The organism is Deltaproteobacteria bacterium, assembly GCA_016180855.1.
Lineage (GTDB): Bacteria > UBA10199 > UBA10199 > JACPAL01 > JACPAL01 > JACPAL01.
Genome location: JACPAL010000007.1, coordinates 14,797 through 39,580, shown reverse-complemented (window position 1 = coordinate 39,580; position 24,784 = coordinate 14,797). Strand labels below are relative to the sequence as shown.

32 protein-coding genes are annotated in these 24,784 nt (G+C 50.4%); 8 read left to right on the top strand and 24 right to left on the bottom strand.

The window, feature by feature from the left end:
* Nucleotides 1–55: 55 nt before the first annotated feature.
* The 3 genes from HYT77_03975 to HYT77_03965 all read left to right on the top strand — a co-directional run bounded on the left by HYT77_03975 (nt 56) and on the right by HYT77_03965 (nt 2,626).
* Nucleotides 56–607 (top strand): DUF177 domain-containing protein, encoded by a 552-nt coding sequence (locus tag HYT77_03975; GenBank protein ID MBI2067150.1) that lies wholly within the window; start codon nt 56–58, stop codon nt 605–607.
* Complete coding sequence (locus HYT77_03970) at nt 604–1,161, top strand: hypothetical protein (GenBank protein MBI2067149.1); 558 nt, start codon at nt 604–606, stop codon at nt 1,159–1,161. Before HYT77_03975 ends, HYT77_03970 begins: the two co-directional genes overlap by 4 nt.
* A 208-nt stretch (nt 1,162–1,369) precedes the next feature.
* Nucleotides 1,370–2,626, top strand: a complete 1,257-nt coding sequence (locus HYT77_03965; protein MBI2067148.1) for a hypothetical protein — start codon at nt 1,370–1,372, stop codon at nt 2,624–2,626.
* Here HYT77_03965 and HYT77_03960 read toward each other — a convergent pair.
* Genes HYT77_03960 through hpt form a run of 3 tightly spaced genes read right to left on the bottom strand, consistent with a single transcriptional unit; the run spans nt 2,607 to nt 5,589 of the window.
* On the bottom strand, nt 2,607–3,725 hold the full coding sequence (locus HYT77_03960) for a HEAT repeat domain-containing protein (GenBank protein MBI2067147.1): 1,119 nt from the start codon (nt 3,723–3,725) through the stop codon (nt 2,607–2,609). The genes HYT77_03965 and HYT77_03960 overlap by 20 nt on opposite strands.
* A 53-nt stretch (nt 3,726–3,778) precedes the next feature.
* Nucleotides 3,779–5,077, bottom strand: coding sequence for an NCS2 family permease (locus HYT77_03955; GenBank protein MBI2067146.1), 1,299 nt, complete (start codon nt 5,075–5,077; stop codon nt 3,779–3,781).
* Nucleotides 5,074–5,589, bottom strand: a complete 516-nt coding sequence (gene hpt / locus HYT77_03950; GenBank protein MBI2067145.1) for a hypoxanthine phosphoribosyltransferase — start codon at nt 5,587–5,589, stop codon at nt 5,074–5,076. The genes HYT77_03955 and hpt overlap by 4 nt, the downstream gene beginning before the upstream one ends.
* 167 nt (nt 5,590–5,756) lie before the next feature.
* On the opposite strand from hpt, the gene HYT77_03945 reads away from it, so the two are divergent.
* Entirely contained in the window at nt 5,757–6,647 is an 891-nt protein-coding gene (locus HYT77_03945) for a hypothetical protein (protein ID MBI2067144.1), read from the top strand.
* Here the strand turns inward: HYT77_03945 and HYT77_03940 are convergent.
* Complete coding sequence (locus HYT77_03940) at nt 6,640–7,452, bottom strand: amino acid ABC transporter ATP-binding protein (protein MBI2067143.1); 813 nt, start codon at nt 7,450–7,452, stop codon at nt 6,640–6,642. The genes HYT77_03945 and HYT77_03940 overlap by 8 nt on opposite strands.
* The gene (locus tag HYT77_03935) at nt 7,449–8,909 is read right to left on the bottom strand and encodes an ABC transporter permease subunit (GenBank protein ID MBI2067142.1); all 1,461 of its coding nucleotides are present in this window, start codon (nt 8,907–8,909) and stop codon (nt 7,449–7,451) included. Before HYT77_03935 ends, HYT77_03940 begins: the two co-directional genes overlap by 4 nt.
* Before the next feature lie 89 nt (nt 8,910–8,998).
* On the opposite strand from HYT77_03935, the gene HYT77_03930 reads away from it, so the two are divergent.
* Both HYT77_03930 and HYT77_03925 read left to right on the top strand, forming a co-directional pair.
* The gene (locus HYT77_03930) at nt 8,999–9,622 is read left to right on the top strand and encodes an HAD family phosphatase (protein ID MBI2067141.1); all 624 of its coding nucleotides are present in this window, start codon (nt 8,999–9,001) and stop codon (nt 9,620–9,622) included.
* A gap of 24 nt (nt 9,623–9,646) precedes the next feature.
* Nucleotides 9,647–9,922 (top strand): heavy-metal-associated domain-containing protein, encoded by a 276-nt coding sequence (locus tag HYT77_03925; GenBank protein MBI2067140.1) that lies wholly within the window; start codon nt 9,647–9,649, stop codon nt 9,920–9,922.
* A 56-nt stretch (nt 9,923–9,978) separates the two neighbouring features.
* Here HYT77_03925 and HYT77_03920 read toward each other — a convergent pair whose 3' ends face one another.
* The 3 genes from HYT77_03920 to HYT77_03910 form a co-directional block, all read right to left on the bottom strand.
* Nucleotides 9,979–10,131, bottom strand: coding sequence for a hypothetical protein (locus HYT77_03920; protein ID MBI2067139.1), 153 nt, complete (start codon nt 10,129–10,131; stop codon nt 9,979–9,981).
* A gap of 62 nt (nt 10,132–10,193) precedes the next feature.
* Nucleotides 10,194–10,559, bottom strand: a complete 366-nt coding sequence (locus tag HYT77_03915; protein ID MBI2067138.1) for a glutathione S-transferase domain-containing protein — start codon at nt 10,557–10,559, stop codon at nt 10,194–10,196.
* Between the two features lie 13 nt (nt 10,560–10,572).
* Nucleotides 10,573–11,115, bottom strand: a complete 543-nt coding sequence (locus HYT77_03910) for a hypothetical protein (GenBank protein MBI2067137.1) — start codon at nt 11,113–11,115, stop codon at nt 10,573–10,575.
* A gap of 243 nt (nt 11,116–11,358) precedes the next feature.
* Between HYT77_03910 and HYT77_03905 the strand changes: the two genes are divergently transcribed.
* Nucleotides 11,359–11,577: a DUF167 domain-containing protein gene (locus tag HYT77_03905; protein ID MBI2067136.1), complete on the top strand. Its 219-nt coding sequence runs from the start codon at nt 11,359–11,361 to the stop codon at nt 11,575–11,577.
* 49 nt (nt 11,578–11,626) lie between these two features.
* On the opposite strand, the gene HYT77_03900 is transcribed toward HYT77_03905, so the two are convergent.
* Both HYT77_03900 and HYT77_03895 read right to left on the bottom strand, forming a co-directional pair.
* Nucleotides 11,627–12,865: a DEAD/DEAH box helicase gene (locus HYT77_03900; protein ID MBI2067135.1), complete on the bottom strand. Its 1,239-nt coding sequence runs from the start codon at nt 12,863–12,865 to the stop codon at nt 11,627–11,629.
* Between the two features lie 139 nt (nt 12,866–13,004).
* Nucleotides 13,005–13,199, bottom strand: a complete 195-nt coding sequence (locus tag HYT77_03895; GenBank protein MBI2067134.1) for a cold-shock protein — start codon at nt 13,197–13,199, stop codon at nt 13,005–13,007.
* A gap of 226 nt (nt 13,200–13,425) precedes the next feature.
* Here HYT77_03895 and HYT77_03890 point away from each other — a divergent pair, with 226 nt between their 5' ends.
* Nucleotides 13,426–14,472: a beta-mannanase gene (locus HYT77_03890; GenBank protein ID MBI2067133.1), complete on the top strand. Its 1,047-nt coding sequence runs from the start codon at nt 13,426–13,428 to the stop codon at nt 14,470–14,472.
* A gap of 4 nt (nt 14,473–14,476) precedes the next feature.
* On the opposite strand, the gene HYT77_03885 is transcribed toward HYT77_03890, so the two are convergent.
* The 14 genes from HYT77_03885 to HYT77_03820 all read right to left on the bottom strand — a co-directional run bounded on the left by HYT77_03885 (nt 14,477) and on the right by HYT77_03820 (nt 24,727).
* Nucleotides 14,477–14,761: a GIY-YIG nuclease family protein gene (locus HYT77_03885; protein ID MBI2067132.1), complete on the bottom strand. Its 285-nt coding sequence runs from the start codon at nt 14,759–14,761 to the stop codon at nt 14,477–14,479.
* Nucleotides 14,745–15,455, bottom strand: a complete 711-nt coding sequence (locus HYT77_03880) for an enoyl-CoA hydratase/isomerase family protein (GenBank protein MBI2067131.1) — start codon at nt 15,453–15,455, stop codon at nt 14,745–14,747. The genes HYT77_03885 and HYT77_03880 overlap by 17 nt, the downstream gene beginning before the upstream one ends.
* Nucleotides 15,456–15,457: 2 nt before the next feature.
* Nucleotides 15,458–16,306, bottom strand: a complete 849-nt coding sequence (locus HYT77_03875) for a 3-keto-5-aminohexanoate cleavage protein (GenBank protein MBI2067130.1) — start codon at nt 16,304–16,306, stop codon at nt 15,458–15,460.
* Nucleotides 16,303–17,889, bottom strand: a complete 1,587-nt coding sequence (locus HYT77_03870; GenBank protein MBI2067129.1) for an acyl-CoA carboxylase subunit beta — start codon at nt 17,887–17,889, stop codon at nt 16,303–16,305. The genes HYT77_03875 and HYT77_03870 overlap by 4 nt, the downstream gene beginning before the upstream one ends.
* Nucleotides 17,874–19,028, bottom strand: a complete 1,155-nt coding sequence (locus HYT77_03865; protein MBI2067128.1) for an acyl-CoA dehydrogenase family protein — start codon at nt 19,026–19,028, stop codon at nt 17,874–17,876. The genes HYT77_03870 and HYT77_03865 overlap by 16 nt, the downstream gene beginning before the upstream one ends.
* Nucleotides 19,029–19,107: 79 nt before the next feature.
* Nucleotides 19,108–19,521 (bottom strand): hypothetical protein, encoded by a 414-nt coding sequence (locus tag HYT77_03860; GenBank protein ID MBI2067127.1) that lies wholly within the window; start codon nt 19,519–19,521, stop codon nt 19,108–19,110.
* A 103-nt stretch (nt 19,522–19,624) separates the two neighbouring features.
* On the bottom strand, nt 19,625–20,050 hold the full coding sequence (locus HYT77_03855) for an arsenate reductase ArsC (GenBank protein MBI2067126.1): 426 nt from the start codon (nt 20,048–20,050) through the stop codon (nt 19,625–19,627).
* Nucleotides 20,047–20,757, bottom strand: coding sequence for an aquaporin family protein (locus tag HYT77_03850; protein MBI2067125.1), 711 nt, complete (start codon nt 20,755–20,757; stop codon nt 20,047–20,049). Before HYT77_03850 ends, HYT77_03855 begins: the two co-directional genes overlap by 4 nt.
* A gap of 164 nt (nt 20,758–20,921) precedes the next feature.
* Nucleotides 20,922–21,455, bottom strand: coding sequence for a DNA-deoxyinosine glycosylase (locus HYT77_03845; protein ID MBI2067124.1), 534 nt, complete (start codon nt 21,453–21,455; stop codon nt 20,922–20,924).
* Nucleotides 21,456–21,570: 115 nt separating this feature from the next.
* The gene (locus HYT77_03840; GenBank protein ID MBI2067123.1) at nt 21,571–21,861 is read right to left on the bottom strand and encodes a hypothetical protein; all 291 of its coding nucleotides are present in this window, start codon (nt 21,859–21,861) and stop codon (nt 21,571–21,573) included.
* Nucleotides 21,862–21,893: 32 nt separating this feature from the next.
* Complete coding sequence (locus tag HYT77_03835) at nt 21,894–22,322, bottom strand: hypothetical protein (protein ID MBI2067122.1); 429 nt, start codon at nt 22,320–22,322, stop codon at nt 21,894–21,896.
* Between the two features lie 31 nt (nt 22,323–22,353).
* On the bottom strand, nt 22,354–23,208 hold the full coding sequence (locus HYT77_03830) for a DMT family transporter (protein ID MBI2067121.1): 855 nt from the start codon (nt 23,206–23,208) through the stop codon (nt 22,354–22,356).
* Entirely contained in the window at nt 23,205–24,113 is a 909-nt protein-coding gene (locus HYT77_03825; protein ID MBI2067120.1) for a PLP-dependent cysteine synthase family protein, read from the bottom strand. Before HYT77_03825 ends, HYT77_03830 begins: the two co-directional genes overlap by 4 nt.
* 227 nt (nt 24,114–24,340) lie before the next feature.
* Nucleotides 24,341–24,727 carry a hypothetical protein gene (locus HYT77_03820; protein ID MBI2067119.1) on the bottom strand — a complete coding sequence of 129 codons (387 nt, stop codon included), beginning with the start codon at nt 24,725–24,727 and terminating at the stop codon, nt 24,341–24,343.
* Between the last annotated feature and the right edge of the window lie 57 nt (nt 24,728–24,784).

The following is a 24,784-nucleotide window of genomic DNA, read 5'->3' as shown; positions in this document are numbered from 1 at the left end:
CTTCCACTTCATAACCGTATTGTTTTTCCGGTCAACCTTTGTTAGCCCCTATTTTGTGAAGATTAAGGTTTCCGAGATTCTTCCCGAGGGTCTCGTACTTCGGGCAAAGGAGAGAGAACCCTGGTTTGCCGAGGTCTTGCGTGACGCCTTTCAACAAGATTACCAGGCTGGCCAGAACGGGGGCTTGCACCTCAAGGTTCTAAAAACCTGTGACAACGTCAGTCTTGAGGGAGAAGTAGAGGTTGACCTGAATCCGGTCTGTTCTCGCTGTCTGAAGGCTTTCCCTTTTCATTCGCAGATTCCGATTGATCTTGTGATGGCCCCGTCTGAAGGGGTTGATAGTGAGCCTGTTGAGGAGGAACTGGTTGTGGATGATATCGATTTTTCCTTCTATGAGGGGAATGAGATTGATGTCGGCAAGATGGTTCGGGAGGCGTTGGTTTTGTCTGTCCCGATTCGCTGGCTCTGTCGGGAAGACTGTCGGGGAATCTGTCCTCAGTGCGGTCAGAACTTAAATGAGAAGATCTGTGAGTGTCTCCCCCGTCAGAGTAATCGGCCGCTTGCTGTACTCAAGGATTTTCCAGTAAAAAAAAGGAGGAAGCATTGAAATTTTTACTCGTCACTTGCCTGCTGCTTTTAGTTCCACAAACAGCCAGGGTTGAAGAGGAGGCTGTTTCTGCAGAAAAAATCTTAGTTGAGAGAGGAGCCTTTTTTATTGGGGCGGAGCCGCAGCTAGGGGTTCTAGTCAATGATTTTCGCCGGGCAACCGGTGGGCTCAATCTGCGTGGCGGTTACGGGATTACGGATGATTGGTCGGTTTTTTTGGATAGCGGCTGGCGGTTCACGCGTCAGTTTAATGTCCTCTTTCACTTTATCGATCTGGCTCCCCATGTGAGCTATCTTGCCGCCCCTGGCTTTTATCTCCTGGCCGGTGGCGGGCCTACTTTTGCGGATGCCTCTTCGGGGACGCGGATCGCTGGCTTCTCAATAACCCAGGGGGTTCAACGTTGGGGTTATCTAGTCGGTGCCGGTGCAGGGTACATTTTTGTGGAGAAAGCGGGATTGAGTTTAAGTGGCGAAGTGGAGGGGTTTTATCGAAAGATCAAGGCAGGCAATTTCTTTGAGCCGGTCTTGAGATTGTCCCTTGCCTATCAGTTTTAGGTTTTCTGTCCTCACAACAAACCTGTTTTCTTGACGATAATCATCGTTGATGGGTGTCTCTTTCGTCCGACCCTCTTCTCCCATAGTTTCAGAACCTTATGGCACCTCTATTTCTCAAGTATTTTCACCCGATTCTTCTTCATTGACCGCAGGATGGGCCACCCCTTTCCTGTCCCCTCCCCATTTTTGGTACGGGGGGATTTTTAAGATGCATCTGGATAAGGAGGCACGCGAGAATCTGATCTCGGGCGGGGTTTTTCTCTTGGGCTATGCGGCCCTCCTCGTGGGGTTCCGGTTTCTTTCTGGTTTTAGTTTCCGGCAGGCGTTTATCTATTCAACAGCCTCCCTCATTCTTCATGGAATTGCCATTTATGGATTAACGAGATGGTTGCGTGAACCGCCAAAAGATCCGGAGATTTCTGTGATTGATCTGGAGATCGTGGAAGAACCTCCTCCTGTATTCGAAAAACGAGATCCTGAGGTGGAGGGAGGATCAGTTCTATCTGGACAAGAATCACAGGCTCATTCTGGAGATTCGGATGAGGTCCCTGTTCATAAAAAGAGAAAGAGGCGAATCATCTCCTCCATTGGAGTGATCGGTTCGGTGGGAGAGAAGGCAGAGGGACAGGGCACAGGAGATCCAGGTGGTTTTCCTCTTGGGATCGGAGGTTCTCCTGGGAACGGAACAACGATACAGGGACAGGGTGGTGAGGGAGGGGGCCTCTCTCTTAAAGATCTTTATCCTACTGAAGAGACCCTTCAAGAGATTGCTGAAGAATCATTACGCGAACACCCCCCACAATTTTCCAAAACAAGGGTCGGTCCCGGTCGTTATTATCGTGCAGAGGATTTGACCAAAGACCCTCTTTTTAAGCGGCATGCTGAGCGAGAACTCGCTTTAAATGGTGATGATCCACGACGGGAACGACTCCTTGAGAAGGAGGGATTCAAGGTTCGGCCTGACGGATCGGTTGTTTTTTGGGAGAGGCCGATTGCCCAAAAGGGGGTTGATACGGTTCTCCAGTTTGTCCCTCAACTAGGGGTTCTCGTCTCTCCTTTCTATAAACCAAATCCTGAGCCCACAGAGGGAGAGAAGACGAAGATTCTGGAAAGCACGTTTGAGGAGAGGGCGGAGATGGCTGAGGCGTTTCGTAAACTGGCTCGTGAGGCGGCCCTGAAAAGGATCGACAGTGATCTTCAGGCTATTTGGAATAACCCGGGCAAGCGCCTTGATGAGAAAAAGAGGATCTTTTTTGATCTATGGGATGAGACCCTTGAGGCAGGAAAGGATGACTGGGCCGGTGAAGAGGTTCTTCAAGGGGCGATGGTGATGAGAGAGGGAATTCTTTCCTTTATCAGGCAGACGATACCGGCTGGATCGCCTCGGGCCTACACGCCAGAGGAGTTAAAACAGCTTAATCAGATAAGAACGTCAGGCGTGGTATTCAATCCTTATCCAAATTGACACGTTGCCAATCGGGTGGGTTGGCTTTTATCTTTTCGTATAGCTGATCGTCCAGGATAGTGACGATGTATCTGTCGCCGGGATCGCGTGAAATACGGGCAACAATTTTCTCTCTATCGGGACGGTAGCGATAATCTGATCTGAGCACTTGGGTTTCAAAATGGCTGGTGTGATTAAAGGTGTATCCCAGATCCATGAAATAGGAGTAAGGGCTGGAGTAACTCACAATTCTACGATCACCCAGTTGACCAGCACGCTCGCGGATCTTCCATATTGCCTTGTCCAGCAAAGCCTCCATGTCGTACTTCATCTCTTCACCAATCTTCCGGATCCGTTCACGAGACTCCTCGAGTCGCCTCAACGCGGCTGGGGTCCCCATCTCGTAGAGTGCATCCAACGCCAAGACTGCTGTCTCATTCGAATCAAACGCCTGAAGCAAGACCGATTCAGCACGGGGGGTACCGATGTTCTGTAGCCCCTCAACAGCCGATGCCTTTTCGTGGTGCGACGTCTTATCCTCAGAGAAAACGGCTCTTTCGAAAATCGGGATGAGATGTTCTGTATCGGGACCACTCATAAAGCGGAGCAGGAACAAGGCACCTGAATCTTTTCTGGATTGTTCTTCAAAATAGGTCAGTCCTCCGAGCTCGACGATGATCCTTGCGAGGCGGGTCTTAATCTTCCTTTCGTGGTCTGGGCTTAAATCTCCTCCCAAAAAACGTTGGCCTCCTGTCACGATACTTGCCAAGTAATGGATGGCCGGAAGGCGGCCATCCGGGATGTTAAGTCCTTGGAGAACGGCGTTATAGTTTTTCTCCAATGTCTCATCCTGGAAGGTGTGACCTCCGCAAACCTTGTCTCTTAGATTGGTAATGAGGCCGGCATCGTAAAGGGCAGCTTGAACGAGTCCAAATTGATAGCCAGACCATTTGGAAGGGGTGGCTGTACAGTCAAGATAACCGTCCGGCCTCTCCCCAGGAGCTTTCGGTTGATCGATCTCTGATTTCTCAATGATTTCATCCCGGTTGCCAATCTGGCGAAGGAGGGCCTGAGTTTTTGGGTTGGGGGTAATCTCGGATACTTTCAGCTTCTCAACCATAGGGGGCTCGAGCTGTCCTTATTATCGACGTTCTAGGGGGCTTTGTTGCTATGTCAGATTGTTAAATGCAGGCCGAGGGCGAGCGACAGAAGGTACATCATCCAATGCACCTCTCGCCACCGCCCGGTCAGGACCTTGATTAGGGTGTAGCTGATAAACCCGATTGCGATCCCCCTGGCAATAGAGAAGGTGAACGGAATCATGATAACCGTGAGGAAGGTTGGCAAGGCGTTCGTATAATCTTCCATATCTAATTCTTTAATGGACGCAGCCATCATGAGGCCGACAACGATCAAGGCTGGTGCTGTGGCGGAGGCTGGTATAATGGCGATGATTGGTGAGAAAAAGAGGAGACAGAAGAGAAAGAAGGCGCAGGCGATAGCCGTGAGACCGGTTCGTCCCCCATCCTGGATCCCGGCGGCACTTTCAATATAAGTGGTGACGGTTGAGGTTCCCAAACAGGCACCGGTGATGACGGCGAATCCGTCCGTAATCAAGGCCTGTTGCATCCGGTTGAGATTTCCCTTGGCGTCCATCATCCCCGCCTTTTTGCCGAGCCCGATCAAGGTCCCCATATTGTCAAAGAAATCAACGAGCAAGAAGGTGAAGATGATGGCAACTGGCCCAAGGGCGAGCGCCGCCTTCAAGTCCATCTTCATCCATAAAGGGGCGAGCGAGGGGGGGGCGCTGATCCAGGCAACCGGCAATTTTACGATTCCGAGAAAAATGGAGAGAACTGTTCCGACTAAAATACCGATGAGGATCGCCCCTTTCATCTGTCGGGACAGGAGGGCAGTCATCACAAGAAGACCGGCGGTTGAAACGATCACATCGCGTGATTTCAGATTTCCAATCGTGAGCAGCGTTACATCATGCGCCGTAATAAAACCGCCATTTTTGAGTCCAATAAAGGTGAGAAAGAGTCCAATCCCCGCGGCGATTGCGATCTTTAAGCTCAACGGAACGGAGTTGATAATGTAAAGCCGTGCCTTGGTGATGCTCAACAGAACAAAGGCAATACCGGAGAAAAAGACTGCCCCTAACGCCGTTTGCCAGGGAAGTCCCTGGCCCAGAACAACGGTATAGGCAAAATAGGCGTTGAGGCCCATCCCGGGAGCGAGTGCAAATGGCTGTTTGGCAAAAATCCCCATCAGCAGAGTTCCGATAACCGCACTCAAAATGGTTGCGGTGATCAGGGCCCCTCCATCCATTCCGGTCTGTTTCAGGATCGTTGGATTGACAAAGACGATATAGGCGAGCGTCAAAAAAGTGGTGAACCCCGCCAGGACCTCTGTACGAAGCGAACTCCCCGCCTCTTGCAAATTAAAATATCGTCGTAGAATTCCCTTCACAAGTTTATCACCCTGGCAAGATAGGGGAGATGTCGGAATTTACCGTCCAAGTCCAAACCATAACCAACAACGTATTCATTGGGAATTTCAAACCCAAGATAATCGATCGGGACATGGACCTTGTCGACCGGTTTATGAAGGAATGTGCACAATTTGACCGTCTTTGGATTCTTCTGCTTCAGATGTTTCAACAGGTAAGAGGCGGTGAGTCCGGTGTCGACGATATCTTCCACGAGAAGGACATGCTTTCCTTCGACCGGTTGGGTCAGATCAAATTCGAGACGGATCGTACCGGTCGACTTTCCATCGGAGTCGTAGCTCGACATCCTTAAAAAATCACATGTTAGGGGACCCTTCAGGTATCGGACGAGGTCCGCCATAAAGACAAACGCCCCCTTGAGCACCCCAACAACGGTAATCTTCTCGCCCGCAAAATCTTTGTTGATCTGATTGGCAAGCTCCTGAATTCGCTTTCGGATCTGTTCTTCACCCAAAAGAGGCTCGATATCCATGTCGGCCCTCTAATCTGATCCTAAAAAGAAATGCAACGACTACTTTCTTAGTCCTTCGAGTAATTTTGTTGATTTTCTTGGCTTTGTATATACGTCATAGTCATTACGAGTCGAAGTACTTAGCAACTGAATATCGCGGTGTGCGATAGGGTCTGCATAGTAATTCCATGTCATTTATCTCTTTGATACAGACCGTTCCTTGGGATGCCTGGATGACGGCTGGCGCAGGTCTTCCGGCGGCTATTGCCGTGAGCCGCATGGGACATCGAAACGTAGTTTTGAGGCCGGGTCTCGGCATGTCGACTCCAAACCAGGGGTTGGCGCTTGTTGCCGCGGGCATTGCCGGTATTGCCATGATGGCCCCGACGATCTGGCATCGGGAGGAGGCGAAGGAGGCGACCCCCGATTATCAGATCAACAATGAGACTAATCGGCGTGGTTTGGCGATTATGGGGGGGACATTGCTTGTATTAGGTGTTTGCTCCTATTGGAGGCCGCTCCGTGGTCTGGGATTGATGGACTCAAAATTTGGCCGTTTTTTTTCCGTTTTAGCCCCCCTTTCCATGGGGGTGGTGGCGGAAATCCTCAACCAGGTGGTGGCCAAGGGGAAAACTCTGGAGGAGCTCAATATTTTTCCTGCCTCCGTCTTTTCCATGATCAGTTGCGGCTACGGCCTTTTTGGCAAGCATTTTGGGGCTGAACTCAAAGGGGCCTCGTTTGGATCCCATGCCTGGTCTTGGAATCGTTGGGGCGCCTGGAAGGGGGCCGTTCTACTTAATGGAGCGGCGACCTGTGCAATGATTCCACTCCAGCTTTGGTACGGACTGGCGAATGGGAATAGTGTTGAGAAATCTTCGCTGATTACGGTTGAGTTGAGTCTCGTGAATCTGATTTGTGGAACCCTGAATGAAAGATTTATTTATCGTAATTTTTTAAGTCCGGCCTCCATTCACGCCATCTTGGCGCGTCAGCTCTTGATTGCGGGAGAGTTTGCTGTTTACTTCCGGTGGTGGAAGGAAAAAGGGATCCATCACGAAACCAAAGACCACACTATTTAACAACAACCAGATTTTGTGGTGGAACCAGCAGAGGCTTCTTTCGGAGCCTCCGTCGCCGGACGACACGACGTAAAAATGCCTTGGTCCTTTCCGATTGGGGGTTGTTAAAGACCTCTTCCGGGGAGCCCTGTTCAATGATCTCCCCCTGATTGAGTACAATAATGGTATCGGCCATCTCCCTTGCAAAACTCATCTCGTGGGCTGCCATGATGGTGGTCATCCCTTCATCAATCAGATCGCGGATTACCACCAGAACCTCGCCGGTCATTTCCGGGTCAAGGGCCGAGGTTGGTTCATCAAAAAGCATTGCCTTTGGTTTCATGGCTAACGCCCTTGCGATGGCAACCCGTTGCTGTTCTCCACCGGATAGGGTCGCCGGATAGCGGTCTTCTTTCCGATGCAGATTGACCTTCTCAAGAAGTTCCCGCGCCCGTAAAATCGCCTCTTCCCTGGAAATTTTCAGCACCGAGACGGGGGCCTCAATAATATTCTGCAGGACGGTCATATGGGGAAAGAGATTGAGATGCTGAAAGACCATTCCTAGCGTCAAGCGAATCTGGCGGATCGCCTCCCGATCCTTGGCCTTCGGTTTGAGCCTCTCGATAGAATGCAGTTCAATCGGTCCGACATCGACTTCTCCCTGCTGAAAATATTCAAGGCCGTTAAGGCACCGAAGGAGTGTGCTCTTCCCGCTTCCGGAAGGGCCGACGATTGCCACCGCCTCCCCCTCTTTCACTTCCAGATTAATTCCCTTAAGCAGGACCTGCTCATCGCAGATCCGGTACAGATTCCTGACATGAATCATACAAATCCCCTTTTCATCTTTTTTTCCAGATGTCGACTCAAGAATGACAATGGATAACTCATTGCGAAGTAGAGAAAGGCTGTGACCAGTCCCAATTCAAAGAATCGCATCTTGGTTGTTGCAAGAATGGTATAGGTCTTTGTGAGTTCGACCATTGCCACCATCGAGACAATCGAAGAATCTTTAAAAAGGGCGATAAAGTCGTTTGTTACGACAGGCAGGCTGATCCGGATCGCTTGGGGAAGCAGGATACGGCTGATAATATGGACTCGCGTCATTCCGAGGGCCGAACCAGCCTCCAGCTGTCCCTTGGGGATGGCGGAAATGCCTGCCCGGTAGGCCTCTGCCTCGTAGGCGGCGTAATTCATCCCCAGTCCTATGATAGAAGCGGCAATAGGACTTAAGGTAATCCCGATATTTGGAAGGCCATAGTAGAGGATAAAAAGTTGAACCAGGATCGGGGTTCCCCGATAGATCTCAATGTAGAGGTAGGAGAGGTCGCTGAGAGGTCTTGGGCCGTACAGTCGGATCAGTGTAAGAAAGAGGCCCAATAGAATTGCCAGTCCCATCGAGGCGCAAGAAAGGAAGATTGTGGTCCTGGCCCCCCGCAGGAGGGTTGGCAGAAAACTGGAGAGAGGCACCTCCGAATGGGCCTGTTCCAGCCCTGTGATACTCGTCCTTTCGTCCCACTGGAGGAGTTTTTCCTGAGATTTATTCCAGATCCCCCATTTCTCGTAAATTCCCTGTAGCGTCCCGTTCTTTAACAGTTTTTCAATGATACGGTCGATCTCCATTTTAAGTTCTACATCTTCCTTGCGGATCGCGACACCGTAGTATCCCTCCCCAATCGGTTCCCCCAGAAACTTGAGCTTTGGGTTTGGCCTTCCAAAATATTCCGCGATGGGCAGATCGAGAAAGACGGCGTCGATTCTTCCCAGCACCAGATCATCGTAAGGCTGGACCTGCGATTCGTAGACCTGGATATGGACCCCACCGAGATTTTCCAGGATTTCCATGGCGGCTGAGGCAGCAAGCGTTCCAACCTTTTTCCCCTTCAGATCTTCAAATTGCTTGATGTGGCTTTCATCTTTTCGGACAACGAGCTGTTCCGTGTAGACAAAGAACGGCCTTGAGAAGAGGACCACCTTTTGGCGGTCAGGGGTAATTTCAATCCCGTCCAGTGAAAGATCGAAATCTTTTTTTTGAAGCGATGGGATAAGACTCTCCCAATTGATCTGGACCTGTTTCCCGGCCACTCCCAGTTCTTTTGCAAAGGTATGGGCCAGTTCTACTTCGAAGCCGATCAGTTCGTTTGGGTCTCGCGGATTTGGAAAAAGGTAGGGAGCGGCTCCGGCGGCATCGGCACCCCACAGCAGAACACCGCGCTCTCTGATCTTATCGAGGGTGTTGGCTTGTGCCAAAGAACAAAAAAAAGTAAACAGTAGAAAAAACTTCATCGACGAAGCGTGTGACACTATTCAAATCGAAAACAAATGCAAACTTATTTTGCTTGTTTAGGAATGAGGGATCTTAGTAGTGAGCGGCCATGGAGCGGTCTGTTATCGTTTTTGACCTTGGGGGCGTCCTCATCGACTGGAATCCGCGGCACTTCTACCGGAATTTTTTTGGCGGGAATGAAGAAGAGATGGAATGGTTCCTCGCGGAGGTCTGTAACTATGAATGGAACTCGCACCACGATCTGGGAGCTACTTTTGAAGAGAATTCTCGGGGCTTGATTGAGCAATATCCTCAGTATAAGGCCGCGATTCAGGCCTACTTTTTTGAGTTCGAAAAAATGCTCGGTCCGCCGATGCAGGGGAGCCTGGATATTGTAAAGGAGCTCTCTGACAGGGGGCAACCGCTGTACGTATTGACCAATTGGTCGGCAGAGACTTTTCCGCGCGCCCGAGAGATATTCCCATTCTTATCATGGTTTAAGGGGATTGTCGTGTCAGGGGAGGTTCGCATGGCCAAACCGGACCCGGCTATTTTTTATCGACTCCTCGACACCTTCTCATTTCGTGCCGAGGAGGCTGTTTTTATTGATGACCGTGAGGAGAATGTCGTTGCCGCAGAAAGAATTGGGTTTTACCCGATCCATTTCCAATCTCCCCAGCATCTTCGTCATGAGCTGGTTTCTCTTGGGTTGCTTACATCACGGGCGTTATGATAGCGCATCTTAAAGGAGGTTAACATGAAACAGATCAATCGACTGATGCTCGTCGTATTATTACTTCTCTCAGTACAGCTCTTTGCCGCTGAGAAGCAGGCGCTCAAGATGAAGATTGAAGGGATGACCTGCGGGATGTGTGAGGCAAAGGTCAAAAAACAGCTCTCCTCGGTCTGCAAGGAGGTCGTGATCGATCGTGAAAAAGGGGAAGGTGTTTGCTCCTATCAGGCCCCTGTGACGGTTGAACAGATCCTTTCCGAGGCCAACAAGACCGGTTTTAAGACCACGAAGCTGAATTAGTCCTGTGTCTTTCATCTCAATCAATCAGCCCCGTTTTGCGTTGATTTTAGTCATTCTTATGATGGGGGGCTGTCTCCGGACCGATTTCGGGAGCTTCCCTTCGGTCTCATCGTTTCCACACCGGTTACAATCCGGGTGGCGGATGGGAGATTGACACCACGGCTGCCATCCCGATCAATTCTGGCCTCCACGCTATTCTGTATGATCATGGGAAGACCCTCTCTGAATGGGATGCCCTAACAGAAACTTGGATTTCCGGCGAATAGGTCGACTAACTCGAGAATTTCTCGGTGAGGTAGCGGGTAATATCCGTTGATTCATACAGCCACTGAGCGGTGCCGTCTTCCTTTACGATACGAAGACAAGGGACCATGTACTGTCCTCCCTGTTCAATCAGCTCTTTTTTGTGAAGGGGATTGTTTTGCGCATCCCGTGTAACAATGTTCAACCCCAACCGTTTCATCGTGAAGCGGACCTTGACGCAAAAGGGACAGGCCTTGAACTGATAAAGGGCCAGTTGCATGGTTTGTTGATCGACCTTCGCTTGCTCTTTGGCAGAACGCTCAATTCCTCTGGGGGCAAAGAGTGTCTCAACAAGCAAGATGATTTTTCCTAAAAGCCAGCGGATTATTTTCAAGGATCGACTCCTCTTAAGGCTCTTCACGGACTCGGATTCCATCGATATTCATAATGGGATGGAATACCCCGTCAACATTATAGATATGGAAGACAAAACCCTGGATATCGACAAGAAAGTCCTTGGAAGAAGTGAAGACATCCGAAAGGGTGTCACAGATCTGGGCTGCACGAGGACCATCCGAAGGGTCTGCATAGGCAATCAAACCCCCTACGCAATTAGAAGTGGCTTTCTGAAAGAGAACTTCACATCCGAGATTGCCGTACATGATTGTGCCTGGCCAGGTAGAACCTAAGGCGAAATCATTAACAGTGAATGAGGCCATCCGAAGGTCAATAACTCGATAATCATTGTCATCTATGATGCTGTCAAAACACAGATCCTCAAGAGCAATGATGGAATACGTTTTTAAGGGATTCCTGCGTTTGATATGTTGTTGAATCGATTTTTGAGATATCCCTTTTTTCTCCATGGATCCCTTCTGAGGCCCACCACCGGCTGTAAGATAAGTCGATGCGAATAGGAACAAGGTCAACAAGATAGATAAGAATTTCATCGGACCGCCTCCTTTTGTTCATTCATAGTTTAAGGGAGTCTACCTCTTTTAGAAGGGGAAAAAAAGAAAGTTATTTTCATATTGTCTTCTTCCACTTTTGACTTACAAGTTAGTTCATTAATCTCTATTCATAAGACCTGACAGTACTAAGGAGAATATGCTTCATTTTTCTTTTCCAATGTATAGTGGGATATGAACTCCTTAGTATAAAACGAAAGAAAATCAATGAGCGATGCGTAAGAAGTGAAGATCAGTCTGATTGTTAAACCTAATTCCCGGAAAGAGTCTGTGGAGGAACTCCCGGACGGCGCCCTCCAGGTCCGGGTCAATGCCCCACCGATTGAGGGACGGGCCAACGAGGCGGTGATTGAGGTGCTGGCTAAACATTTCTCAGTCCCAAAATCAGCCGTGACGATCCTCAAGGGGGCGAAGGGAAAGAGAAAGATGGTTGAGATTGCCTGAACGGGTTCAATCATGGAAAGAGAATTAAAACCAAAGGAGAAAAAGGCCCTTAAGGTCGGCCTTGCCTACGATGCGACCCTCTCCACTGGGAATGCCTGTGCTGCTGGGGTGGGTGATGGGGTACGTCCAGCTTTGGTTTTTTGTAATCAAAATCAGGAAGGGTTACCCGCGGCAACGCCTGCTTCAGTAAGCGCTCAATATCCCGAATCAATGGCTCCTCTTGACGGTCGACCAATGTAAAGGCATCTCCCGTGGCATCGCCGCGCGCGGTACGACCGATCCGATGAATGTAGGTCTCCGGGGCCTCTGGAACATCCAGATTGATGACATGCGTAATCTCTTCCACATCGATCCCCCGTGCAGCCACGTCGGTGGCAACCAAGATCTGGCTTCGTCCACTCCGAAAATCGCTCAATGCCCGAAGGCGCTGATTTTGATTGCGGTCTCCATGAATCACGGAGACCACAAAACCCCTCTTTTGCAGTTTAAGCCCCAGTCGATCGGCATTCCGTTTGGTGCGGGTGAAAATCAACACCGATGTCATCCCTTGACCCCGCAGGATATCCACCAAAAGCTCTATCTTAAGATGGCGTGGCACCGGATAGACGGCATGCCGGATCCCCGTGGCGGCAGAAGATCTTTGCCCCACTTGAACCGTCACCGGGTTCGTTAGAATTTTGTGCACGAGGGCCGACATCTGAGCTGAGAGCGTTGCCGAAAAAACCAGATTTTGCCTCGGTGAAGGCAAGAGTTGTATGATTTTTTGAATGGCGGGAAGGAAGCCCATGTTTAACATCTGATCCACTTCATCCAATACAAACGTTTCAATTTTGGAGAGTTTCAGGCGACCGGCCTCTACATGGTCAAGCAAGCGGCCTGGTGTTGCCGAGAGAATGTCAATCCCGTTCTGGATTGCCGAAATTTGAGGTTGAAACGAAACGCCACCAAAAATGGCGGTTCCTTTTAAATGAACAAACCGGGAAAGTGCCTTCAGATGATCCATCGACTGGAGCGCCAATTCTCGTGTCGGTGCAATAATAAGTGCCCGTGGCGACCTGCATGAGGGTGACTTGAGCAAGCGATGGAGGATGGGGAGAACGAATGCCGCGGTTTTTCCGGTTCCCGTCTGGGCAAGTCCAATAACGTCCCGACCCGCGAGAATCGGTGGAATTGCCTGGGTCTGGATCGGCGTCGGCCTTAAGAAACCTAGGTGGTGGATTCCCTTTAAAAGATTAGGATCAAGCTTGAGTGTTTCAAAATCAGCACCGTCACCCTCAGCTGTTTTCACAAGTCTCCTGATTGCAAAGTCCTGACTGGGCACCTGAATACAAAGGGAAGGTCAACCGCCGTTGAGCTACCACACCAACTAGAATAGTTTGTTGAATCCGGGTCTAATTCCCCGCGGTCTTGCCGCGGGCAAGCTTCAGCTACTTACGACTTACTTTTTCAGCGCAAGGACCTTTTTTGCCCTGGCCGATTTCGAACTCAACCTTGTCATCTTTGGTAATAGGACCATTCACGACGGCGCTAGAGTGGACGAAGAGATCCTTTCCACCTTTGTCAGGCGTGATGAATCCAAAACCCTTTTCTTCACTGAAAAACTTTACGGTACCGGTTTCCATGATCCTCTCCTTATTGTTGGGTTATAAGTTACCCACTAAGCTACAATAATTTGTATCCATATGTCCAGTCTTGTAAGAGATTGACAGTAAAAAAGTCGACATTCGACTTTTGACCATAAATCGAGGTAGAAAAGTTCTTGGAGGCGAGCTGTAACTATTTGAAGGTGGATACTTATCTTTTGATTGAAGGTTCGAAGAAAGAGAACCGAAAATGAAAAAAATGACTATGGCTTTGGAAATTTGGATTGTTGTTTTGGGATTGATGAGCTGTTTCTCTTCCAAAGAAGAGAGTACACCCCTCATCTCCCACGGTATTACAACCCATCGTTGGAGTAGTTTTGTTACACGTGGCGAGGGTCAGGTAGATGCCATCAAGACTGAGGTGGATGCCTATGAGGCTGCTGCGGGCCGTGCAGTTGCCTGGGTGGCGTTCGGACACGAATGGGAGACGGACGGCCGCGCGTTTCCTTCGAGTGTTGCAACTTCTATCAAGGATCGAGGAGCCACCCCACTGATCTTTCTGAATCTTCGCAGTGTTGATGAAGGAGCAGATCCGATTTACACGTTGGCCAAGATTATTTCTGGCGAGTTTGACTCGGATCTCGCCGCCTGGGCAGACGGGGCCAAGAACTTTGGATCAGAACTCATCGTAAACTGGGGATGGGAAATGAATGGGGATTTTAACCCATGGAACGGTTCCCATAACGGCGGGGAGACCGAAGGACCAAAGAATTTTCAAAAGGCATATCGCCACATCATTGAACTGATGGACAACCGTGGAGCGACCAATATTCATTGGGGATTCCATGTCAATATTCCAGCAAGCCCGAAGGAGGCATGGAATGATTTCGAGAATTACTATCCGGGTAATGACGTGATCGATTGTACCGGTGTTTCCCTCTATGGGGCACAAGCACCAACGGACGAGTCCATGATTGAATTTATTTCAAATTTCGACGCGTTCTATTCGCGGCTGATTGCGATGGCACCCGACAAGCCTGTTTTTGTCTTCGAGTTTGCGACGACATCGATCAACTCAGGCGGAAAAAACCAGGCGACGTGGGCCGACGAAGCGTTAGAAGCAATCCTCTCAGGTCGCTGGTCCCAGGTTCGTGGTTTCGCTTGGTGGAATGACTATTGGGATTGGGCTGGCGATGATAATCCCGCCAATGACACAGAAATGCGTGTTGAGGCAGTGCCCGATCTGACAACTGTTTTCAAAACGAGACTTTCAGCGAGTAATATTGGTGATCGCCCGCCGATTTTTAAATGACTTGTCAAGGCATCTGCGGGTCACTTGTTAACCCCTCACCTTTGGGTGTGTTGAAAAATGGCTTTTGGGGACTGTTCAAAAATGCCCAGCTGCAAGGCACCTCGAGGAGCCGCGACGCAGGCGTACTTGAGGGTACGTCGAGGAGCCGGCGACGAGGGGAACGCAGCAGATGGCATTTTTCAACAGTCCCTTTCATGAGATTTGGAGAACCGGATTGATGCTCTTTGAGTCTGCGATCAAGATTGGTGGTGTATCCTGTGTAAAAAAGGCCGTCATGGCTTTGGAGGATGTAAAGGGGATCGTCCTAAAAGAGCCAAGAGTTCCTCACCCAGTTTTTGAAATGAGGGCCCCTCTCTCACGGTACGTTTCCCTCGCTGGAGGGTTTCCAGGGGTGCCTTCGCAATAAGGCCCGCCAAGGAAAACAGGCTACCGCCAAGCATTTCCGATGTGACAACCTCATTGACCAGCCCCCACTCACGTGCCTGGTCGGAACCAACAGGCCTTCCGGTGTAGACCATCTCAAAAAAATGCTTTTTGCCGATGACCGGTACGAGGAGTGGAGAGATGATGAAAGGGAAAAGACCCAATGTCAGCTCAGGCGTCCTGAAATGCGCCTTCTCGGAGGCGATTACCAGATCGGCAAGGGCTACCAGTCCAAGCCCCCCTCCGACCGCCCCCCCCTCAACGCCGACAAGAAACGGTTTCGAAAACTGCTGGATCGACTGAACCAGCTCACAATATCCTTCAACGGCCCGTCGACGTCCTTCAGCCCCTTTCTTGAATTCATCGGTATCCGCCCCGGAACAAAAATTTCCTCCCACACCCGTCAGGGTGATGACCAAAAGATCCGCTGCCTTTTCCGCTGATTGAAAGGCGAGGTGCAACGCCTCAATCAACTCCGTCGAAAGGGCATTCGCCTTTTCAGGGCGATTGAGCGTGAGCGAAAGGATCGCCCCTTGTCGTTCTGAGAGAAGAATGGACATCGCTAGACAAGTCCCATAATTTTCCGCGCCTCCTGGACCGTTGCGACCTCTTTCCCCGTTTGTCGGATCATCTGGCTTGCTGCCATGACCAGCTCTCCATTTGATTTTGCCATCTCACCCTGCGGGAGATAGAAGTTGTCCTCGAGTCCCACACGAATATCTCCCCCCAGTTGCAACGCCTCACGGACGAGTCGCCATTGATCCCGTCCGATCCCGATCACTTCCCAATGAGAACCGTTCGGGAGATTATCTACCATGTGTTTCAGATTTCCCGTGCGGGTTGAGATGCCGCCCAGGACACCGAGGATGAGTGAAAAATGGGCTGGTGTTTTGAGTAGTCCCATATCGATGAACGGTTCTGCGTTGGCGATATGGCCGGTGTCAAAGCACTCAAGTTCCGGTTTGGCACCTGCTTCGACAATCTGTCTCAGACAATACTCAATATCCCGAAATGGATTGGCAAAGACATGATCATGATAAAATTTCTTCGCCTTCGGGCTGTAGAGTGCGTAGTTCATCGAGCCCATATTGAGGGCGGCGATCATCGGCCGATGTTCTGCGATATGAAGCGTTCGTTCCTGGATTGGAACCCCAATTCCGCCGCTGGAGAAATTGAGAATGACAGGACAACGTTTCTGGATCTCGGCCTTAATTTCTCCAAAGACTTCTGGTTCCCAACAGGCCCCACCTTGTGGAGTTCGTGCATGGATGTGAACAATCGCTGCGCCGGCATCGTAGGCCCTCTTCGCCTCTTCGGCAATCTCAACCGGTGAATAGGGAATCGCCGGGCACTGCTCTTTTTTAGCGAGAACGCCCGTCAGGGCGCAGGTCATGATGACCTTAGGGCTCATACGGGAGCGACCCCGTGTTTCTTTTTTGGCCAATGGTTCTCTCTGTTTTGAGCAAGTTCAACGGTTCGGACGATCCAGCGCTTCGTCTCTCGCGGGTCGATGATGTCATCAATATAAGCCCCGCGGGCCGCCTTTTCGAGACTGATCTCCTTTTGATATCTCTCAACCAACTCCAGGCGCGTCTTTTCAGGCTCTTTGGAGGAATCAATCTCCTTTCGAAAGATAATGTTGACGGCCCCCTCAGCCCCCATCAACGAGATTTCGGCGGAGGGCCAGGCGACGAGGCCATCCGGTTCGTAGCCCCGACCGCACATAACATAGTAACCGGCACCATACGCCTTTCGAATGACCACGGTCAGTTTCGGCACCGAGGCGCGTGAGACGGCATAGAGCATCTTGGCCCCATGTCGGATGATTCCCTGCCTCTCCACCTTGGACCCGACCATAAAGCCGGGGACATCCTGCAAGAAAAGGAGCGGAATATTAAAGGCATCGCAGAGGTTGATGAAGCGGGATGCCTTGTCGGCCGCATCGACATCGATCACACCACTGAGTACCGCCGGTTGGTTCGCCACAATCCCTAAGGGCCATCCACAGGTTCGGCCAAATCCGACCAGTATGTTTTTTGCAAAGGCTGGCTTGAGCTCGAGGAAACGACCATGATCAACCAATCGCGTAACCACTTCATGCATGTCGTACGGCTTTTTTGGATTATCGGGCAGGACGTTCAGGATTGAATCATCAACATGATCGTCGGGGGCCTCTTCGAAATCGAATCCCCCACTCCGGAGATATCGCAACGGCTTTTCGCCGGAATGGGAAGGAAAGTAACTTAAATACTCTTTGATAACCTCAAGACAGGTCCGGTCGTCCGGAGTTTCGAGATCTCCGACGCCACTCACCTCACAATGGATTCTCGATCCTCCTAACTCCTCCATGCTGATCTCCTCACCGATCACTGCCTTGACCAGTGGTGGCCCTGCAAGGGCCATTGAGCTCGTCCATTTGACCATCGGGACAAAGTCGGAGAGGGCCGGGATATAGGCGGTACCAGCCGCGCAGGGCCCCATCATCGCGGCGATCTGCGGAACGACCCCGCTCATTTTTACCTGGTCATAAAAAAGTTTTCCACTGCCGGCAAACTGCGAGCCGGCCAGTTCCTGGATCCGGGCCCCGGCTGAATCGAGGAGCCAGATCATCGGAATTTTTTCCCGCAAGGCAATTTCGCGCAGCCGTTCGACTTTTCTCTCCTGAACCTCGCCGATGGAACCGGCCATAACGGTAAAATCATAAGCGGCACAGGCGGCCCACCGGCCTTGGATCTTTCCATAACCGGTTACACAGCCATCGGTCGGCGTATAACGGCCTTGCATATCGGGATGAGTCGACTGATGGTGACCGAGGATTCCAATTTCGATAAATGTTCCCTTGTCAAACAGGAGATCGATTCGTTCGCGTGCGGTCAGTTTTCCTGCCTGATGCTGACGTTGCACCTCATCGGGTCCGCCCATCTGCCGGATCTTTTCTTTCTTCTCAGCTAACGACTCTAACTGTCTCTTCGTTTTGGTCACGACACGCCCCATCCCATTTTTTTGGTGATGATCTCCTTCATAATCTCCGATGATCCACCTCCTATAGTGATCAGGCGGATGTCCCGCACAAATCGTGCGCTGTCATATTCTTCCATATAACCGTATCCCCCATGGGCTTGGAGGCATTCATAGGCGACCTTCTGCGCCAGATCTCCGGCAAAGAGCTTGGCCATCGAGACCTCTTTCACGCATTCCCTCTTGGCATCAAAAAGGGCGACCGCATGGTATGTCAGCCGACGGGCTGCTTCGAGCTCGGTAGCGAGTGTTGCGAATTTGTGCTGCCAGATTTGAAAATCAATAATTCGACGTCCAAAGGCCTGTCGTTCTTTTGTGTAACGGATGGTATCCTCAAGGGCCAGCTCGGCACCCGCCATCGCCATCAGGGCTGCCACCAATCGCTCCCCTTGGAAATTTTCCATGATGTAGGCAAAGCCCTTGTTTTCCTCACCCAAGAGATAGCGACAGGGGATCCGACAGTTCTCAAAGAAAAGGAGTGCCGTATCGGAGGTATGATTTCCCAATTTCTCCAACTTTTTACCTACCTTAAAACCGTTCGTGTCGGTCGGAAAAGTGACGAGGCTGATACCACCATACCCCATTTTCCCCGTCCGGACTGCCAGTGTAATAAAATTTCCACGCCCGCCGTTCGTGCAGAACATCTTGGCACCATTGATGACATAATCATCTCCTTCGCGACGGGCGGTTGTCTTGATTGCGGCGACATCCGATCCACAACCCGGTTCCGTAATTCCCAACGCCCCGATTTTTTCACCGTGAATGGCAGGGATCAAAAACTCCCTCTTCTGTTCCTCGGTGCCGAGGGCGTAAATGACCGGTGTCGAAATATCAGCCTGAACAAGGAAATCCATCACCAGACCGGTCATCCGACAGCGGATCATCTCCTCGCAGAAGACGACCTTGAACCAGTAGTCTCCTCCGCTTCCCCCCACCTCTTCCGGATAACAAATTCCAAAGAGGCCGAGTTTTCCCGCCCGACGGTAGATCTCGCGAGGGAAGCCACGGGTCTGTTCCCACTCATCTTTATGTGGAAGGAGCTCCTTTTCGGCAAAGTCCCGCACCGCCTTGCGAAAGAGTTCATGTTCGGTAGTGAAGGGAGACAAAAGGCCCACACGAGGCCTATACCTTAAAATCTTTCGTTCTTTAAAGAAGAAAATCGGACAGTGTGGAATAGGCTGTTGCGGGTGAGCTTCATAACCTCTTGTACAGCATCCCGATAATTATGCCAGCGACCAGCATGTTGATCATTGCGATGACGAACCACGCAACTGCGAGAAAGAGAGAAACCGGCCACATGATGTAAGTCCAGACCGACATTGGGATGGAGGTGAAGAGACCCATCATTAAACCAAAGCGCAACCCTTCGGTGAGTTGGCTCCCCTTCCCCTCATAGCCACGGTGAAAGATGTAGACGACGATGAATGACGTGATGAGCGTCGAAAGCCAGCCCAGAGGCATGAGCCGGTTCATCTCGATCATTGGTCTCCAGATCGATGCGGTCGCTGCATAAGTCTCCTTCAAGAACACGCCGTGGAAGATCGCTTCGAGTATTGTAATGACCACTGTCACGACAACGGCTGTTAGTACCCACCTCTTCTTATTCATAAATCCCCCTTTCAAGATTTAAAATAATCGTGCGGCACTCATGTGTCGGGCATCTACATAGCTGTACCCAGTAGATCTCCAACGAGTTGGAAATCAAGTTGTTTTAATATGCGGAGCGAACTCTCCGCGGTCGTTCCCACCCCTTTCTCTGGATGAGTGCCTGAACTCTTCTTGAGATCTCATCTCGAATCAACCTCACCGCATCAAGGGTCTGTCCTTTCGGATCAGAAATTTGCCAGTCGTCTCGAAAGAGGCCCGGCACGAGAGGGCAAGATTCACCGCAACTCATAGTAATCAGCATCTGTCCCTTTCTCGCCAATTCATCGGTGAACTTTTGGGGCTTCATACGAGAGAGATCGATGCCAACTTCTCTCATCACCTCCACCACTTCGGGATGAATCTTTTCCGCTGGTTTTGTCCCCGCCGAGAGGGCCTTTGCCTTTCCTGGATCGGCAAGCGCATTAAAGAATGCTGCCGCGATCTGAGAGCGACCTGCGTTATGAACACATGCAAAAAGGACAATCGTCATAACGATTCTTGCGAGCAGTCCTTATCGGGAAATAGGAATCGGAATAAAAACATCGCGAATATGGCCCCGATGAGTTGTGCGACAATAAACCCGGGTATGTCTTGGGGGCGTATTCCCGTGAATGTGTCCGTCAGACCACGCGCCAATGTAACAGCCGGATTTGCAAAAGAGGTGGAGGCGGTAAACCAGTAAGCGGCCATGATATAGAGTCCGACGGCCGCGGGAACCGCGCGAGGGTGATTCCGGACACAACTCAAGATGGTTAAGAGCAGTCCGAAGGTGGCAATAGACTCGGCGAAGATTTGGGGGTATCCCTCACGAACATGACTTGAAACCATGAGGATTGGCTCTCCGAACATCGCATGGGCGATCCAAACACCCCCCATGGCACCCAGTACCTGGGCGATCATGTAATAAAGAATCTGGCCCCATGACATGTTCGCCCGTCGCCCAAGAACAAGCGTGACTGCTGGATTGAAGTGTGCCCCGGAAACCTCTCCGAAAATAAGAATCAAGATAACGAGAGTGGCACCTGTCGCAAGACTATTGGCCAACAGGACAACGGCCAGATTTCCGCCGGCGAGCCGTTCCCCCATAATTCCCGATCCGACAACGGCCGTTAGAAGCAGGGCCGTGCCGACCGCCTCGGCAACGACTCTGCGCAGAATTCCCGTGATCTGCTCCTCGGCAAACCGTGTCCTCTTCATATTTTCCTCTCTAACCACCTCTTAGTACTTCGACTCGTAATTACCATGACGTATCTAAAAAGCCAAAAAAATCAATGAAATTGCTCGCTCAGCACTAGTCCTGAGTGAATAAATTCATCACCGAATTTATGAATCGAAGGACTTAGATGATCAATTTGGAAGTTTCAACCTCTCCGGTTTTGGGCAGCGTTCAATGCTCGATGCCATCGTGCCTTCTTTTGCTCCCTCGTGAGTGAGGCGTGTGCGGGGCTCGTGGAGGGGAGTCTGACGAATTTAAGTTTTTGAACCCTCTCTCCTATATTGCTTAAGACCAGCCTCGTAAAAAGTTGTTCCGCCTTTTGGCCGTTAAAAAAGACAGAACGAATCCGACGGTGTTTAGCAAAAAATGATTGAAAATCATTCGGGGTGACGGCTCGGATATTAGAATCAAGGCTGCCATTCCGCTGACATTGGAACGCCACGTCCCAGAGGGCGACACGATTCTCTTTCAGCATTTGAAGCCTCTTCTCATACTCCAGTTGATGACCTGCGCCGAAGATATGCTCCATCAGGTCCCAAAAAGAGTTGTGGGGGTGGGCATAATACTGATTCGCCTCCAGCGATTTTTGTCCGGGCATTGAGCCCAGGATCAAAATCTCCGCGTTGGTTGAGGAGACAAAAGGAAAACTCTGTCGAAGCAAGAAAATGGGAGATTGCATGAAGGATGGGATACATGACGCACGGACCAACTCAAGGGAATTAAACTTTGATCTTTCGGACTTACCGGCCGGCACATGTTATCCACAAGTGAATTTTAGATATTATTATTATTTCTCAACTGGTTGTAAGCGTGCCTGGCACGCGTGTACGCCTATTGTCCCGATAACGGGAAAGCCGCTTCTTCGAGAGCTTCGCATCGTGGGCTATCTCAAACTCGTAGCGGTGACCCTCTCGCACCTCAAGAACGAACGAATCAGCTTCGACTTCGATGATCCGTCCCACAAGAATCTGGTGATTATTGTCTTTCTTCGTTTGATGGGAACCCATCATGCCGTGATGAAACATCATGCAGGAAGATAACAGGAAAGCAGCAACGAACAGGGTACCGACAACAATTGATCTCATAAATTGTCTCCATTTTTGATTCGTTTTCATGATTATTTCTCCTTGTGGTGGTGTTCCTCCGTAGATTCCTTGGGAGGGTAACTGAACCGTCCGGCATTCGGCTTGCCGTCGATCTTCACGGTGGCAATGGCGATAAAACTTGTGGTGGACCCAAGATCAACGGCTCCCTTGAGGTGTTCTCCGTCAGGTTGCAATGTAACCTCCTTCTTCGTCTTGTCCGGCAATTGAAGGAGAAGTCTACCTTCCATTCCCTTGAGGGGTAATGTGGCGAGCTTGCCATCCAACACGTAGAGATTGATCTCTCCCGGCTTGACGAGCATTTCATAGTGATACGATCCAACGGTAATGACCTGCCCGCCATGTGGCGATTTGTGTGCATGTTCTTGAGCCGTCGCCACGGACCCTGCCATAAAAACCATGGCCACCATAATCGCTACTCCTGCTGCTCTTGTGCTTTTCATAGTTTTCCTCCTTTGGGTTTGGTTTTCTACCTCATTTTATTATTCCAAGTTCCTTCGATTTCGTGATTCCAAGAATGCCTCCGAGGACAGCCATCATTCCCAAAAATTGCAAAAAATCGGGGACTTCACCCCAAAAGAACCACCCCCCCAAGCTTGTAAAGACAACAATAGAAAGGGTGACAACGCTTCCCTCGGATGCTGAACAACGCAAGAATCCTTCGGTTAAAAAGATTTGGCCCGTTGTTCCAGCCAAAGAGATGGCAAGCAGGAGAAGCAGATCAGGCACATCCCTCCAAACCCAGTTACTGACCGCAACAGGCAAAGCCCCAAGGCTCGCAATGAAATTGTAATACCAGACAATTCTCCAGGGAGGCTCCCTTACTGTGAGGTGCTTGACGGTCGTAAAGGCAGCTCCCGAAAAAATACCGGCCCCAAGCGCTAAAAAATAACCCCACTCTGGCCTCCCATCAAACGGCTTAAGGATACAAACGAGTCCCAAGAGTGCCACCGTGAGACAAATAATACCAACTCGGGTTACTTTCTCACCAAGAAGGCAGCTCGCAAAGAGGGTTGTGAAGATGGGGGAGGAATAATTCAGCATGACGGCGGGAGCGAGCGGGATATTGGCCAGCGCCCAAAAATAGAAGAGCATTGCCAGAAGACCCCAGATTCCTCTGAGGCTTAACAAAGGCCATTGAGGGCTTCTAAACGTCACCCCCAACCGTTTCATCAAAAAAAAGAGGGGGACCAATGCCAGTGAGCTTCTCAAAAATGAGAGTTGAAAAAGAGGAATTCTTCCATCAAGCAGTTTGATCATCATCCCCATGATGGCAAAAAAGAAAGAGGACCCAAGAAGAAAGAGTGTTCCACCAACCATTTGAATCATTCTTCTTCCGCCTGATAGATTGAAGTGGAGAGATATTTTTCTCCCCGATCCGGAAAAATCATGGCGATCGTTCCTTTCATACCGTCATGTACCAATTTGAGAGCACCCGCAAGGATTGCTCCGGAACTCGGTCCGTAAAGAAGGCCACACCGTTCCATAAGTTGCCTGGTTCTTAAAATTGCCTCTTTGTCCTGTATCTCTAGAATTTCATCCAACAGTTTCCTGTCAAAGATTTCTGGCGTAACTGATTTATTGACGTTTCGAAGTCCTTCTTGCCGGCTTAAAATTTCCTCTGGTTGAACTCCGATGATCCGGATATTGGAGTATGTCTCTCTAAGTCTTCGGGAAATACCCATCAACGTTCCACCAGTTCCTATCCCCGCGACAAAGGCATCGATTGGTCCAGGCACCTGCTCCAGAAGTTCTCCGGCCGTCCACTTATAGTGCATGTTGACGTTCTCGCGAGAGCGGTGCTGAGAAAGCCGGAAGTAGAGATGGGGTGATTTTATGGCCGTTTCGTCGGCAACGCGACGGGCTTCGTCAGCGCCTCCTTCCCGGGAGGTCAGGATTAATTCGACGCCGTAGGCACGTAACATCGCGATCCGTTCCTGACTCGCCTTTTTTGACATCACGATCGTGAGAGGAAATCCTTCCAATCGACAGACCATCGCGAGCCCAATACCGGTGTTACCGCTTGAGGCCTCCACAATTTTCATTCCGGGACGGAGAGAGCCGCTCGCTTTTACCGCTTTCAGCATCGCAAGCGCCGTTCGGTCCTTGACGCTTCCCGATGGATTGAATCCCTCCAGCTTAGCGTACAAACGGACCCCTTCTGTTTCAAAAGGGTGCAGCCTTAAAACAGGTGTGTTACCAACGAGTTCTAATAGGTTATCTACCGTTTTCATGATTATTCCTCCTCGTGATGACGGAGCTGCTGGCTATGATCCCCATGATGATGACCCCCACGCCCAGACAGATCTGGCCCGCCAATAACAAGTCATGCCTATTATTGAAAACCTCTTTCAAGCCATGAAATCCGAGAAATGAAAAATCCATAAAAATCCTTTCTTAAGGTGAATGCAGAGCGGGCGGGCGTAAAATCGCCAGCCAACCAAAAACAACAGGTGGCTCGCTACATCAGAAGGGATGATTGTGTAATATAGAGTGGGCGGGTGGAAGGCGGCGAATGATAGGAGACCATTGGCTTTGTGGCATGATGGTCCGGAAACGAATCAAGACCGATCGAAGTGAGTGAACCAATAAAAAACGAGAAAGCCGGACTGAACTGGTATGTTTGTAAGGCAACACCCTGATCAACATGGGCACAAAGACAGTCGTCGTGGTAAGGTTCAGGGGGCGAATCATGCTCGTGAGCGTCTTGTTGGGCTTTTGCATGTTGATGATCATGACTTGCCGCTGAAAACGACTCACAGGAACAAACCGTCCTTGCGGTGAGGAGTGCGAAGCTCAACAAAAAGACAAATGGGAAGTTGAAGCGATGCGCCAGAATGATTTTCATTTCTAGCTTAGTTAGTACACCAACTGCTACAGACTTTCCATTGTTTTTTCTCAACCA

Coding starts and splice junctions, on each gene's coding strand:
- HYT77_03965 (MBI2067148.1), top strand. CDS start 1,370: ATGCATCTGGATAAGGAGGCACGCGAGAATCTGATCTCGGGCGGGGTT.
- HYT77_03960 (MBI2067147.1), bottom strand. CDS start 3,725: ATGGTTGAGAAGCTGAAAGTATCCGAGATTACCCCCAACCCAAAAACT.
- hpt (MBI2067145.1), bottom strand. CDS start 5,589: ATGGATATCGAGCCTCTTTTGGGTGAAGAACAGATCCGAAAGCGAATT.
- HYT77_03945 (MBI2067144.1), top strand. CDS start 5,757: ATGTCATTTATCTCTTTGATACAGACCGTTCCTTGGGATGCCTGGATG.
- HYT77_03940 (MBI2067143.1), bottom strand. CDS start 7,452: ATGATTCATGTCAGGAATCTGTACCGGATCTGCGATGAGCAGGTCCTG.
- HYT77_03935 (MBI2067142.1), bottom strand. CDS start 8,909: ATGAAGTTTTTTCTACTGTTTACTTTTTTTTGTTCTTTGGCACAAGCC.
- HYT77_03930 (MBI2067141.1), top strand. CDS start 8,999: ATGGAGCGGTCTGTTATCGTTTTTGACCTTGGGGGCGTCCTCATCGAC.
- HYT77_03925 (MBI2067140.1), top strand. CDS start 9,647: ATGAAACAGATCAATCGACTGATGCTCGTCGTATTATTACTTCTCTCA.
- HYT77_03920 (MBI2067139.1), bottom strand. CDS start 10,131: ATGATCATACAGAATAGCGTGGAGGCCAGAATTGATCGGGATGGCAGC.
- HYT77_03910 (MBI2067137.1), bottom strand. CDS start 11,115: ATGAAATTCTTATCTATCTTGTTGACCTTGTTCCTATTCGCATCGACT.
- HYT77_03895 (MBI2067134.1), bottom strand. CDS start 13,199: ATGGAAACCGGTACCGTAAAGTTTTTCAGTGAAGAAAAGGGTTTTGGA.
- HYT77_03890 (MBI2067133.1), top strand. CDS start 13,426: ATGGCTTTGGAAATTTGGATTGTTGTTTTGGGATTGATGAGCTGTTTC.
- HYT77_03880 (MBI2067131.1), bottom strand. CDS start 15,455: ATGTCCATTCTTCTCTCAGAACGACAAGGGGCGATCCTTTCGCTCACG.
- HYT77_03875 (MBI2067130.1), bottom strand. CDS start 16,306: ATGAGCCCTAAGGTCATCATGACCTGCGCCCTGACGGGCGTTCTCGCT.
- HYT77_03870 (MBI2067129.1), bottom strand. CDS start 17,889: ATGGGGCGTGTCGTGACCAAAACGAAGAGACAGTTAGAGTCGTTAGCT.
- HYT77_03860 (MBI2067127.1), bottom strand. CDS start 19,521: ATGAATAAGAAGAGGTGGGTACTAACAGCCGTTGTCGTGACAGTGGTC.
- HYT77_03855 (MBI2067126.1), bottom strand. CDS start 20,050: ATGACGATTGTCCTTTTTGCATGTGTTCATAACGCAGGTCGCTCTCAG.
- HYT77_03850 (MBI2067125.1), bottom strand. CDS start 20,757: ATGAAGAGGACACGGTTTGCCGAGGAGCAGATCACGGGAATTCTGCGC.
- HYT77_03845 (MBI2067124.1), bottom strand. CDS start 21,455: ATGCAATCTCCCATTTTCTTGCTTCGACAGAGTTTTCCTTTTGTCTCC.
- HYT77_03840 (MBI2067123.1), bottom strand. CDS start 21,861: ATGAGATCAATTGTTGTCGGTACCCTGTTCGTTGCTGCTTTCCTGTTA.
- HYT77_03835 (MBI2067122.1), bottom strand. CDS start 22,322: ATGAAAAGCACAAGAGCAGCAGGAGTAGCGATTATGGTGGCCATGGTT.
- HYT77_03830 (MBI2067121.1), bottom strand. CDS start 23,208: ATGATTCAAATGGTTGGTGGAACACTCTTTCTTCTTGGGTCCTCTTTC.
- HYT77_03825 (MBI2067120.1), bottom strand. CDS start 24,113: ATGAAAACGGTAGATAACCTATTAGAACTCGTTGGTAACACACCTGTT.
- HYT77_03820 (MBI2067119.1), bottom strand. CDS start 24,727: ATGAAAATCATTCTGGCGCATCGCTTCAACTTCCCATTTGTCTTTTTG.